Origin of the sequence: Stenotrophomonas sp. EMP41, assembly GCF_047495535.1 — a bacterium.
Lineage (GTDB): Bacteria > Pseudomonadota > Gammaproteobacteria > Xanthomonadales > Xanthomonadaceae > Stenotrophomonas > Stenotrophomonas sepilia.
The window spans coordinates 3,418,345-3,430,856 of sequence record NZ_CP179923.1; the positions used below are offsets into that span (position 1 = coordinate 3,418,345).

The window sequence follows — 12,512 nt, forward strand, 5'->3', positions numbered from 1 at the left end:
TTAGGCCATGCCCGAGTGGCGCAGCAACGCATCGATCTGCGGAGCACGGCCGCGGAAGGCCTTGAAGTTGTCCGCCGCCGGGCGGCTGCCACCGCGCGACAGGATCTCATCACGGAAGCGTGCACCGGTTTCAGCCAATGCCTGCGGCGCTTCCTCGAAGGCGGCATAGGCGTCGGCGCTGAGTACCTCGGCCCACTTGTAGCTGTAGTAACCCGCGGCGTAACCGCCCGCAAAGATGTGGCTGAACTGGTGCGGGAAGCGGTTCCAGGCCGGCGGGTGGTTCACCGCCACTTCCGTGCGCACGCGGTCGAGCAGCGCCAGCACGCTGTCCTGCGCTGGTTCGAACTGGCTGTGCAGCAGCATGTCGAACAGGCCGAACTCCAGCTGGCGGACGGTGGCCATGCCGCTGTGGAAGTTGCGCGCGGCCAGCATGCGCTCGTACAGCGCGCGCGGCAGCGGCTCGCCACTGTCCACGTGCGCGGTCATCGCCTGCAGATGGTCCCATTCCCAGCAGAAATTCTCCATGAACTGGCTGGGCAACTCCACCGCATCCCATTCCACGCCGTTGATGCCAGCCACGCCCAGTTCGCCGACGCGGGTCAGCAGCTGGTGCAGTCCGTGGCCCATCTCATGGAACAGCGTGGTCACTTCGTTGTGGCTGAAGGTGGCCGGCTTGCCGTTGGCACCCCGGCCGAAGTTGCACACCAGGTAGACCAGCGGCGTCTGCACGCTGCCGTCGGCGCGCACGCGACGGTTGCGGCAATCATCCATCCACGCCCCGCCGCGCTTGCCCTCGCGTGCGTACAGGTCCAGGTAGAACTGGCCGACCAGCGCGCCCTGCGCATCGACCAGGCGGAAGAAGCGCACATCCTCGTGCCACACCGGCGCGCTGTCCTCCTGCACGCGCAGGCCGTACAGCTGCTCGATCACCGAGAACAGGCCGCCCAGCACCTTCGGCTCGGTGAAATACTGCTTCACCTCCTGCTCGGAATAGCTGTAACGCGCCTGCTTCAGGCGGTCGGCGGCGAAGGGCAGGTCCCAGGCCTGCAGGCTGTCGATGCCGAGCTGTTCGCGCGCGAACTGCTCCAGTTCGGCGCGGTCCCTGGCGGCGAACGGCTTGGCGCGCGAGGCCAGGTCACGCAGGAAACCGAGCACTTCGGCCGGGTCCTGCGCCATCTTGGTCGCCACCGAGTAATGGCCGTACGAATCGAAGCCGAGCAGCGCAGCCAGTTCGGCGCGCAGGGCAAGGATGCGGTCGATGTTGCCGCTGTTGTCCAGTGCGTCATCGCCGAATTCGGACGCACGCTGGGCGCTGGCGCGGTACAGGATCTCGCGCAGGTCGCGGTCCTCGCCCCAGGTCTGCACCGGCAGGTAGCACGGCATCTGCAGGGTCAGTTTCCAGCCGGCCTTGCCGTCCTTCTGTGCTGCGGCATGCGCGGTGGCCTTCACGTCTTCCGGCAGGCCCTTCAGCCGCGCTTCGTCTTCGATGATCAGCGACCAGGCATCGGTAGCGTCGAGCACGTTCTGCGAGAACTTCGCCGACAGCGCCGACAGTTCTTCCTTGATCGCAGCAAAACGCTGCTGCGCCTCGGGCGCCAGCTCGGCGCCGCCCAGGCGGAAGTCGCGCAGGGTGTTGTCCAGCACCTTGCGCTGGGCTTCATCGAAATGCGCCGCCTCCGGGCTGGCGGCCAGCGCCTGGTACTGGCGGTAAAGCGCCAGGTTCTGCCCCAGCGCACTGGCGAAGCGGGTCACCCGCGGCAGATTGCTGTTGTAGGCCTCGCGCAGCTCCGGGGTGTTGACCACGCCCTGCAGGTGGCCGACCAGGCCCCAGGCGCGCCACAGGCGCTCGGTGGCATCGTCCAGCGGGGCGACGAAGGTCTCCCAACGCACCGGCTGCACCTGCTCGGCTGCGCTGACGGCGGCTTCGGCCTCGGCCAGCAGCACATCCAGCGCCGGCGCCACGTGCTCGGGGCGGATCGCCTCGAAGCGCGGCAGGCCGGAAAAATCGAGCAGGGGGTTGGCAACGGTCACGGCAGGTCTCCAGGGTACGGGCCCGGCAGGCGGGCAGCCCGGTAGATATGGCGCTGCCAGGCATCGCTGACAAGGGGGCACGGCATTCACATCGGCCTTACGCGCGCCCCCCGAAGCTCTGGATGCGGGGGAGTCCGCAGCGGCACGTACCGAACGAGGCCCCACATGGAAGGTCTGGCTGCAGTTGCATCCGCCTCACCGGCGCGGTCGCTGGCACTGTCTGCCAGCGCGGCCGAACTGGCCTGGATCGCCGCGCTGTGCGATGCCGGCGACGACGCCCCGCGCCACCTGCAGCAGTTGCAGGCGGTGCTGCAGCAGGGCGGCACGTTCAATGAAAGCCAGGAGTGGTACCCGTTCGAAGTGGTCGAGCGCGGCGCCAGCCAGCTGCAGTTGGGCCATGAGCGCGAGTTCGTGATCTGCGTGCTGCTGTGGTTGCAGGCATTGGCCCAGGGCCGCGCCAGCATCCTGGATCCCACCCTGCACCTGGATGACCGCGCGATGGACATCGAGGCGTTGCCCGATGCACTGCGCGACGCGGTGCTCGACGCCTTCACCGCAGCGGGCTACTGAGACACCGTCGCGGACGCCGGCATGGCCCGGCGCGAGCGTCGTCCGTGCTACAGCGCTTCCAGGCTGCACCACGGCAGCTCGGGCAACCCCTGCCCGGCCACCGCAGCGGCCAGCTGCGCATCGGCGCCATCGACATCGATGCCCTGGCGCACGTACCACGCCGGGTCGTAATAGCTCTGCGCATAGCGCTCGCCACTGTCGCACAGGATGCTGACGATGCTGCCCTGGTGCCCCGCCTTGCGCATCCACTGCGCCGCCTGCAGCACGCCGATGAAGTTGGTGCCGGTGGAGCCACCGACGCGGCGGCCGAGCTGGCGGCTGACATGGCGCATCGCGGCCAGGCTCAGCGCATCGGGCACCTTCACCATCGCATCGACACTGGTCGGGATGAAGCTCGCCTCTACCCGCGGCCGGCCGATGCCTTCCACGCGCGAGCCACCGCTGCAGGTCAGGTCGCGCCAGTCCTGCTCACCGGCCACGGCGGCTTTGTAGCCATCGAAGAACACCGACACTTCCGGGTCCGCGCACAGAATGCGGGTGTCATGACGGCGGTAGCTGACATAGCGCCCCAGCGTGGCGGCGGTACCGCCGGTGCCGGGACTGCACACGATCCATTCCGGAACCGGGCTGGGCTCTTCGGCCATCTGCTTGAAGATGGACTCGGCGATGTTGTTGTTGGCACGCCAGTCGGTCGCGCGCTCAGCGTAGGTGAACTGGTCCATGAAGTGGCCACCGGTTTCACGGGCCAGCTTTTCCGAATCACAGTTGAGGTCGCAGGCACGTTCGACCAGATGGCAGCGGCCGCCTTGGAACTCGATCGCCGCGATCTTTTCAGGCGAGGTGGTGGCCGGTATCACCGCAATGAACGGCAGGCCGAGCAGGCGCGCGAAATAGGCTTCGGACACCGCCGTCGAGCCGCTGGAGGCCTCGATCACCGGTCGCCCTTCACGCAGCCAGCCATTGGCCAGCGCATACAGGAACAGCGAGCGCGCCAGCCGGTGCTTGAGGCTGCCGGTGGGATGGCTCGACTCATCCTTCAGGTACACATCGATGCCCTCGAACCCGGGCAGCGCGAGCGGGATCAGGTGGGTATCGGCGGAGCGGTTGAAATCGGCTTCGATCTTGCGGATGGCGGCGGCCACCCATTCACGCTGCGACATGGCGGGCAATCGTTGTCAGGACGGAACGGTGCGATCCGGCCATTGTACGTCGCGGTGCCGTCAGGTGCTGGCCGGTAGAATGCCCCCATCCGGCCGGCAACGGCCCTGTCTGAAGGACCTCCCCCCATGACCATTCCCGCCCTGCGCGATGTCCCCGGCGTCGCTGCCCAGGCCCCGGCCGAAACCACCGGCTTCGTGTTCAACCACACCATGCTGCGGGTGAAGGACATCACCGCCTCGCTGGACTTCTACACCCGCGTGCTCGGCTACCAGCTGATCGACAAGCGCGACTTCCCCGAGGCCCAGTTCAGCCTGTACTTCCTGGCCTATGTGCCGGCGGGCGCGGTGGTGCCGGAAGACGACAGCCAGCGCCGCGTGTGGATGGCCGGCCTGCCGGGCGTGCTGGAACTGACCCACAACCACGGCACCGAAACCCAGGACGGCGCGGTCTACCACGACGGCAACAGCGACCCGCGCGGCTTCGGCCACATCTGCGTGTCGGTGCCGGACATCGAGGCGGCCTGCCAGCGCTTCGAAGACCTCGGGGTGACCTTCCAGAAGCGCCTGACCGACGGCCGCATGAAGAACCTGGCCTTCATCAAGGATCCGGACGGCTACTGGGTCGAGATCATCGCCAACGTCTGACCCCGAAAAGGGGACGGAGGGGATTAAGCCGTTTCTGGCACTATTAGCTGGAAGCGACTTAATCCCCTCCGTCCCCTTTTTCTGTGAGGTTCGTATGGAAACGATGGAACTGCACCGTGGCCGCCTGATCGACCACATCCAGCTGGTGGTGCGTGACCTGGCCGCCAGCCGCCGCTTCTACCAGGCAGTGTTCGATACGATCGGCATCCCACTGGGCGGCGAAGGGCCAGACTTCTTCTGGGCCGACGAGCTGTTCATTTCCAGCGCCAGCAGCCGTGCCGCCGCTGGCCAGCTGACCGGCCGCCACCATCTCGCCTTCCAGGCCCGCGACAGCGCAACTGTTGATGCCTTCCACACTGCCGCGATCGCCGCTGGCGGTACCGACAATGGCGCGCCAGGCGAACGCCCCTACCACCCGGGCTACTACGGCGCCTTCGTGCTCGACCCCGATGGCAACAACATCGAAGTGGTCTATCACGGGCCGGCGAACTACAGCGCCGATTCGGTGAAGGTCACTTTCTGATATCACCGGCGCCGTGAACGAAGAAGCCGGGCAATGCCCGGCTTCTCTGCTTCCAGCGCTGCGGCCCTCAGTGGGCGGCCATGTAGATGTCCTGCAGCACCGCCTTTTCCAGTTCCAGCTCGCCCAGCAGGTTCTTCACGATATCGCCCAGGCTGAGGATGCCGACCAGGCGGGTGCCTTCGGTGACCATCAGATGACGGCGCCGCGAGTACGTCATCAACGACATGGCCTGTTTCAGCGTGGCTTCCGGCGCAATGCCCTCCAGACCGGTGGACGGCAGGCTGGAAATCACCCGGCGGCCGGCCTGCGGGCCGTCGTCGGCCAGGGTGCGCACGATGTCCTTCTCGGAAATGATGCCGACCGGGGCATCGTCCTTCATCACCACCAGCGCAGCGATCCTGTTCGCGCTCATCTTGTGGGCGGCGGCACCGATCGTGTCTTCGGCATCGATGGTGATGACAGCTTCTTTCTTGGATTGCAGGAGTTCGCGGACGTTCATTCTTGTTTCCTGGTGCAGGTCACTGAAGTCAAAAAAGTGTGCTCTTCCGATACGCCCCCTCCCCGGGAACAGACCTTTCAGCGCACGTCTGGCGCACCCGACCGCCGCTTGGAATGACTCGGCAGACGATGTGCTGCAACGCGAACGAGGCGGGTTCAATCGCTCAACCCGAACCTCGGCCAGATCGATTCTACGACTGCGACCCTCGGTCACTACCGGCATCGATAGGACAGTTCGTCGTGGGAACCAACTGACGATCCAGAGAATGGCACCGCGGCTGAAACCGCCGCTGAATACAGGCGGCTTCGCGCATTAAAGAATGATTACCTGCTGCCGACGACGGACAGAATGCCCGGCGGCTGTCCCACTTCGCACTGCGTCCGGCACAAACGAAAGGGGCCTCGCAGGCCCCTTTCGCATGCAGCATCCCACAGCTCCGGGAATGCCTTACTCCACCGTCACGCTCTTGGCCAGGTTGCGCGGCTTGTCCACGTCGGTGCCGCGTGCCAGCGCGGTGTGGTAGGCCAGCAACTGCACCGGGATGGTGTGCACGATCGGGCTGAGCACGCCGGCGTGGCGCGGGGTGCGAATCACGTGCACGCCTTCGGACGCGTTGAAGTTGCTGTCCTGGTCGGCGAACACGAACAGCTCGCCGCCACGCGCGCGCACTTCCTGCATGTTCGACTTCACCTTTTCCAGCAGGCTGTCGTTGGGGGCGATCACCACCACCGGCATGTCCTCGTCCACCAGCGCCAGCGGGCCATGCTTCAGCTCACCGGCCGGGTAGGCCTCGGCGTGGATGTAGGAAATCTCCTTGAGCTTGAGCGCGCCTTCCAGCGCGATCGGGTAATGCAGGCCGCGGCCCAAGAACAATGCGCTGCTCTTGCGCGCGAAACGCTCGGCCCAGGCAGCGATCTGCGGCTCCATGTTCAGCGCGTGCTGCACGCTGCCCGGCAGGAAGCGCAGCTGCTCCAGGTAATCCGCTTCCTGCGCCGCGTCGATGCGGCCATGCAGCTTGCCCAGCACCACGGTCAGCTGGAACAGTGCCGCCAACTGGGTGGTGAAGGCCTTGGTCGAGGCCACGCCGATCTCGGCGCCGGCGCGGGTGTAGCAGACCAGTTCGCTGGCGCGTGGAATCGCACTTTCCGGCACGTTGCAGATCGACAGCGTGTGCTTGTGGCCCAGCGATTTGGCGTACTTCAGCGCTTCCATCGTATCCAGCGTTTCGCCGGACTGCGAGATGGTCACGATCAGATGCTTGGGGTTCGCGTAGGCCGCGCGGTAGCGGTACTCGCTGGCGATCTCCACGCTGCACGGCAGGCCGGCGATGGCTTCGATCCAGTAGCGCGCGGTCAGGCCCGAGTAGTAGCTGGTGCCGCAGGCGATGATCTGCACGCCCTCGATGCCCGACAGCACCGCTTCGGCGTTCTTGCCGAACAGCTCGGCCGGGAAACCACCGGCATCGATCGCCGCCTCGATGGTGTCGCCCAGCGCGCGCGGCTGCTCGTGGATTTCCTTCTGCATGAAGTGGCGGTACGGGCCCAGCTCCAGCGATGCCAGCGACACGTCGGACAGATGCACGTCGCGCTCGACCGGCTGGTCGTGCTCGTCGAAGATGCGCACGCCATCACGCCGGATCTCGGCGGTGTCGCCCTCTTCCAGGAAGATCACCTTGCGCGTGGCCGAGATCACGGCCGAGACGTCGGAGGCGACGAAGTTCTCGCCCTCGCCCAGGCCGACCAGCAGCGGGCAGCCCATGCGCGCGCAGACGAAGCGCTCCGGCTCGGCGCGGCTGACCACGGCCAGCGCGTAGGCACCGGTCAGCTCCTTCACCGTGTGCTGCAGCGCCACCAGCAGGTCGTCGCCGCCCTTCAGGTGATGGTGGATCAGGTGCGCGATGACTTCGGTATCGGTCTGCGATTCAAACGTGTAGCCCAGCGCGCGCAGCTTCTCGCGCTGCTCTTCGTGGTTCTCGATGATGCCGTTGTGCACCAGCGCCACACCGTGGCTGATGTGCGGGTGTGCATTGGCCTCGGTGACACCGCCGTGGGTGGCCCAGCGGGTGTGGCCGATGCCCAGCACCGCATTGAAGCCCTCGGCCTCGGCCGCCGTGGCCATTTCCGACACTCGACCGGTACGACGGACGCGACGGACTTCGGGGCGCTCGGCGTGGTCGATCACCGCGATGCCCGAGGAGTCGTAACCACGGTACTCGAGCCGCTTCAGGCCTTCGATCAGTACCGGCACCACATCGCGATCGGCGATTGCACCCACGATTCCACACATGTCACGCGATTCCTTGGAGACGATCGGCGCATTCTAGCCCGCCTGCCCGGCTTCCCCCTCCTGTCCGCTTAATGAAAGTGTCCGGAAAGGTGTCCGCGGACACCCGGACACTTTCCCGAGACTCCCAACTCATTGACCTGAAAGGAAATAAAGTTGGCACGCTACGTGCTTCGTATCGGCTACCACCGTCAGGCACGCACCCGATGATCCGCGACACTTCCGCACAGGACCAGATCGTTTCCTCCGCCCCGGCCGGCACCACCCGCGCAAGCTGGCACCGCTACCGCTGGCCGGCGCTGGGCGCCATCGCGCTGCTCGCCGGCATCGGCTGGGCGGTCCATGCCTGGTCCAATGCCAGCCGCTCCTTCGACAGCAGCCGCGTGCGCATCGCCGAGGTGAAGCGCGGCGACCTGGTCCGTGACATCGCTGCCGACGGCCGCGTGATCGCCGCCAACAGCCCGATCCTGTACGCGATCTCGGCCGGTACGGTGGACCTGAAGGTCGTCGCCGGTGACGTGGTCAAGAAGGGCCAGGAGCTGGCGATCATCGACAGTCCGGAGCTGCGCAGCAAGCTGGCCCAGGAACAGGCAACGCTGGCCGGCCTGGAAGCCGAGGCCAGCCGCGCCTCGCTGGACGCGACCCTGGCCCGTGCCAGGTCACGCAAGGAAACCGACCAGGCCACCATCGAACGTCAGGCCGCCGACCGCGACCTGCAGCGCTACCAGCGCGGCTACGACGGCGGTGCGGTGCCGCAGATCGACCTGGCCAAGGCCAAGGACTCCCTGAAGAAGGCCGACATCGCCCTGGCCAATGCCACCACCGACGCGCGTCTGCAGAGCCAGGGCGCCGACCTGGATGCCCGCAACAAGCGCCTGCTGGCCGACCGCCAGAAGGCCGTGGTGGCCGAAGTGCAGCGCCAGGTCGATGCACTGACCCTGCGCGCCCCGTTCGATGGCCAGGTCGGCCAGGTCCAGGCGGTGCAGTCCACCAACCTGGCCGCCAACGCGCCGGTGCTGGGCGTAGTCGACCTGTCCAAGTTCGAGGTCGAGATCAAGGTGCCGGAGAGCTTCGCCCGCGACCTGGCGATCGGCATGCCTGCACAGCTGACCGGTGGCAACGGCCAGCCGTTCCCGGGCGAGATCAGCGCGGTATCACCGGAAGTGGTCAACGGCGAGGTCAACGCCCGCGTGCGCTTTGCCAGCGCGCAGCCGGAAGGCCTGCGCCAGAGCCAGCGGATGTCGGTGCGCGTGCTGCTCGATACCCGCAAGGATGTGCTGAAGGTCGAGCGCGGCCCGTTCGTCGAACAGGGCAACGGCATGGCCTACGTGATGGATGGCCGCACCGCCGTGCGCCGTCCGGTGGAACTGGGCGTCAGCAGCCTGGGCGAAGTGGAAATCAAGTCGGGCGTGCAGCCGGGCGACCGCATCGTGGTCTCCGGCAGCGACCTGTTCAAGGACGCCGAACGCGTCTCCGTCAACTGATACCTGATACCTGAATCCTGGAGAGAGGACACCCCATGTACATGCTCGAAATGCGTTCGGTCGCCAAGGTCTTCCGCACCGAACAGGTGGAAACCCACGCGTTGCGCTCGCTGGAACTGCAGGTCAAGGAAGGCGAGTTCGTCGCGGTCACAGGTCCGTCCGGTTCCGGCAAGACCACCTTCCTCAACATCGCCGGCCTGCTGGAAACCTTCACCAGCGGCACCTACATGCTGGACGGGCAGGATGTGAGCACGCTGGGCGATGACGCCCGCAGCCGCCTGCGCAACCAGAAGATCGGCTTCATCTTCCAGGGCTTCAACCTGATCCCCGACCTGAACCTGTTCGACAACGTCGACGTGCCGCTGCGCTACCGCAAGATGAGCACCAACGAGCGCCGCGAACGCATCGAGAAGGCGCTGACCCAGGTTGGCCTGGGCTCGCGCATGAAACACTACCCGAATGAGCTGTCCGGCGGCCAGCAGCAGCGCGCGGCCATCGCACGCGCCCTGGCCGGCAGTCCGCGCCTGCTGCTGGCCGACGAACCGACCGGCAACCTGGACACGCAGATGGCGCGCGGCGTGATGGAACTGCTGGAGGAGATCAACGCCGCCGGCACCACCATCGTAATGGTCACCCACGACCCGGAACTGGCCGCGCGTGCGCAGCGCAACGTGCACATCGTCGATGGCCAGGTCACCGACCTGGTGCGCGAGCCGGTGCTGGCCACGCCGCGCCACATCGTCGCCGTCAACGAGTGAGGGCCCGGCCATGTTCGCCTACTACGCCCGACTGGCGGTACGCAGCTTCCGCCGCAACAAGGTCCTGACCGCGCTGATGGTGGTGGCCATCGCGCTCGGCATCGGTGCCTCGATGACCACGTTGACCGTGTTCCACGTGCTGTCCGGCGACCCGATTCCCGGCAAGAGCGACCGTCTGTTCTACGTGCAGCTCGATGCCGCGACCGGCGCCTATGTCGCGGGCGAGGAACCGGAAACCCAGTTGACCCGCTTCGACGGTGAAGCCCTGCTGCGCGAGGCCAAGGGCGAGCGCCAGGCGCTGATGAGCGGCGGTGGCGGCACCATCGAACCGGACAACAGCACCCTCAAGCCCTTCAGCATCGACACCCGCTGGACCTCGGCCGATTTCTTCCCGATGTTCGAGGTGCCCATGCAGTACGGCCGCCCCTGGACGCGCGAAGACGATGAAGGCCGCGCACGCGTGGTGGTCATCTCCAAGGCGCTCAACGACAAGCTGTACCAGGGCGCCAACAGCGTGGGCCGCGACCTGCGCATGGAAGGCCAGAGTTACCGCATCGTCGGCGTGATGAAGGAATGGAGCCCGGAGCCGCACTTCTACGACCTGACCACCGGCAGCTACGGCAAGAACGAGGACCTGCTGCTGCCGATCTCCACCTCGTTCGACCTGAAGCTGGGCAGCAACGGCAACATGAACTGCTTCGGCGAGAATCCCGATGGCAACAGCTACTCGCTCAACGCACCCTGCGCGTGGCTGCAGTACTGGGTGGAGATGGACCCGGCCAAGGCCGCCGACTACCGCCGCTACCTGGAGAACTATTCGAGCCAGCAGCGCCAGGCCGGCCGCTTCAAGCACCCGCCGAACGTGCGCCTGCGCACCGTGATGGAATGGCTGGACTTCAACGGCGCGGTGCCCAGCGACGTGCGCCTGCAGCTGTGGCTGGCACTGGGTTTCCTGGGTGTCTGCCTGGTCAACACGGTGGGCCTGCTGCTGGCCAAGTTCCTGCGCCGCAGTGGAGAGATCGGCGTGCGCCGCGCACTCGGTGCCAGCCGTGGCCAGATCTTCCTGCAGTGCCTGGTGGAAGCCGGCGCGGTCGGCGTGGTCGGGGGCGTGCTGGGCATCGGCCTGGCCCTGCTCGGCCTGTTCGCGGTGCGCCAGCAACCGGTGGAGTACGCAAAGCTGGCCCACCTGGACGGCAACATGCTGCTGCTCGCGCTGGGCCTGACCCTGTTCGCCAGCCTTGCCGCCGGTTTCCTGCCTGCCTGGCGCGCCATGCAGGTCACTCCGGCCATCCAGCTCAAGTCGCAGTAAGCAACCGAACGAGGACTCCCATGGACATCCGCCCCATCCTCAGCACGCTGCGCCGGCACAAGACTGCCGCTGCCCTGATCGTGCTGGAAGTCGCACTGACCTGCGCCATCGTCTGCAACGCGCTGTTCCTGGTCAGCCAGCGCGTGGAGAAGATCAGCATGCCCAGCGGCATCGCCGAGAACGAACTGGTGATGCTCCGCGTCAGCGGCATCGGCAAGCAGACCGATGCCATGTCCCGCACCCGTGAGGACCTGGCGTCATTGCGTGCGCTTCCCGGCGTCAGCAACGTCACCATCATCAACCAGGTGCCTTTCCGCAACGGCTCGTCCAGCAGCAGCATCTCGCGGGAGATCGACCAGGAACGGCCGACCACCAATGCTTCGATGTACACCCTGTCCGAGAACGGGCTGGCCACGATGGGCATCAACCTGATCGCCGGCCGCGATTTCCTGCCCGGCGAGTACCAGAACTTCGAAGACGCCAGCAAGGGGGGCGCCAAGCAAAACGCCATCCCGGTCATCCTCACCCAGGCCACCGCCGCCAAGATGGAACCCAACGGCAGCGCGCTGGGCAAGACCTACTACATGGGCAAGCAGCCGCTGCATGTGGTCGGCATCGTCGACACGCTGAGCACGCCCAACGGCTGGAATGACAACTGGACGAACTCCATGCTGCTGCCCATGCGGCGCACCTTCGACGAGGGTGGCACCTATGTGCTGCGCACTTCGCCGGAACGCCGCCAGGAGGTGCTTGATGCGGGGGCTGCTGTACTGGAGCGCAACGACCCCAACCGGCTGATGCGCGACAAGCTGACCTATGAAGACCAGCGCAAGGACTTCTTCAAGAACGACCGCGCGATGGTTGGCCTGCTGATCACCGTCAGCGTCTCGCTGCTGGTGGTCACCGCACTGGGCATCATCGGCCTGGCCAGCTTCTGGGTGCAGCAGCGCAGCAAGCAGATCGGCATTCGCCGCGCACTCGGTGCCACCCGCGGGCAGATCCTGCGCTACTTCCAGACCGAGAACTTCCTGCTGGCCTCGCTGGGCATCGTGCTGGGCATGCTGGCGGCCTACGCGATCAATCTGGCACTGATGAACCTGTACGAGCTGCCACGCATGCCCCTGTACTACCTGCCGCTGGGCGCGCTGCTGCTGTGGGTGCTGGGCCAGGTCGCGGTGTTCGGGCCGGCCCGGCGCGCGGCAGCGGTCCCGCCCGCAGTTGCCACGCGGGGCGCGTGAGATGCGTGCCTG

11 protein-coding genes are annotated in these 12,512 nt (G+C 66.4%); 7 read left to right on the top strand and 4 right to left on the bottom strand.

Annotated elements, in window-relative coordinates:
• Window positions 1-2,031, bottom strand: a complete 2,031-nt coding sequence (locus ACMGRF_RS15685; protein ID WP_180880720.1) for a M3 family metallopeptidase — start codon at window positions 2,029-2,031, stop codon at window positions 1-3.
• A 165-nt stretch (window positions 2,032-2,196) separates the two neighbouring features.
• Between ACMGRF_RS15685 and ACMGRF_RS15690 the strand changes: the two genes are divergently transcribed.
• The gene (locus tag ACMGRF_RS15690; RefSeq protein WP_005419475.1) at window positions 2,197-2,601 is read left to right on the top strand and encodes a hypothetical protein; all 405 of its coding nucleotides are present in this window, start codon (window positions 2,197-2,199) and stop codon (window positions 2,599-2,601) included.
• Window positions 2,602-2,648: 47 nt separating this feature from the next.
• Here ACMGRF_RS15690 and ACMGRF_RS15695 read toward each other — a convergent pair whose 3' ends face one another.
• A complete protein-coding gene (locus tag ACMGRF_RS15695; RefSeq protein WP_134709720.1) occupies window positions 2,649-3,761 on the bottom strand; it encodes a PLP-dependent cysteine synthase family protein in 1,113 nt (370 codons plus the stop codon).
• Window positions 3,762-3,887: 126 nt separating this feature from the next.
• Here ACMGRF_RS15695 and gloA point away from each other — a divergent pair, with 126 nt between their 5' ends.
• A complete protein-coding gene (gene gloA, locus ACMGRF_RS15700) occupies window positions 3,888-4,406 on the top strand; it encodes a lactoylglutathione lyase (protein ID WP_049411085.1) in 519 nt (172 codons plus the stop codon).
• A gap of 94 nt (window positions 4,407-4,500) precedes the next feature.
• Complete coding sequence (locus tag ACMGRF_RS15705; protein WP_019660719.1) at window positions 4,501-4,929, top strand: VOC family protein; 429 nt, start codon at window positions 4,501-4,503, stop codon at window positions 4,927-4,929.
• 67 nt (window positions 4,930-4,996) lie between these two features.
• On the opposite strand, the gene ACMGRF_RS15710 is transcribed toward ACMGRF_RS15705, so the two are convergent.
• Both ACMGRF_RS15710 and glmS read right to left on the bottom strand, forming a co-directional pair.
• Complete coding sequence (locus ACMGRF_RS15710; RefSeq protein WP_005411115.1) at window positions 4,997-5,428, bottom strand: CBS domain-containing protein; 432 nt, start codon at window positions 5,426-5,428, stop codon at window positions 4,997-4,999.
• 447 nt (window positions 5,429-5,875) lie between these two features.
• A complete protein-coding gene (glmS, locus tag ACMGRF_RS15715; protein WP_134709721.1) occupies window positions 5,876-7,714 on the bottom strand; it encodes a glutamine--fructose-6-phosphate transaminase (isomerizing) in 1,839 nt (612 codons plus the stop codon).
• A 203-nt stretch (window positions 7,715-7,917) separates the two neighbouring features.
• Between glmS and ACMGRF_RS15720 the strand changes: the two genes are divergently transcribed.
• The 4 genes from ACMGRF_RS15720 to ACMGRF_RS15735 are packed head-to-tail and all read left to right on the top strand — an operon-like array spanning window position 7,918 to window position 12,500.
• A complete protein-coding gene (locus ACMGRF_RS15720) occupies window positions 7,918-9,195 on the top strand; it encodes an efflux RND transporter periplasmic adaptor subunit (protein WP_100478793.1) in 1,278 nt (425 codons plus the stop codon).
• A 35-nt stretch (window positions 9,196-9,230) separates the two neighbouring features.
• Window positions 9,231-9,953, top strand: a complete 723-nt coding sequence (locus ACMGRF_RS15725; protein ID WP_049411097.1) for an ABC transporter ATP-binding protein — start codon at window positions 9,231-9,233, stop codon at window positions 9,951-9,953.
• Between the two features lie 10 nt (window positions 9,954-9,963).
• Window positions 9,964-11,262 carry an ABC transporter permease gene (locus tag ACMGRF_RS15730; protein ID WP_005419489.1) on the top strand — a complete coding sequence of 433 codons (1,299 nt, stop codon included), beginning with the start codon at window positions 9,964-9,966 and terminating at the stop codon, window positions 11,260-11,262.
• 20 nt (window positions 11,263-11,282) lie between these two features.
• Window positions 11,283-12,500, top strand: coding sequence for an ABC transporter permease (locus ACMGRF_RS15735; RefSeq protein WP_049411099.1), 1,218 nt, complete (start codon window positions 11,283-11,285; stop codon window positions 12,498-12,500).
• Window positions 12,501-12,512: the final 12 nt, after the last annotated feature.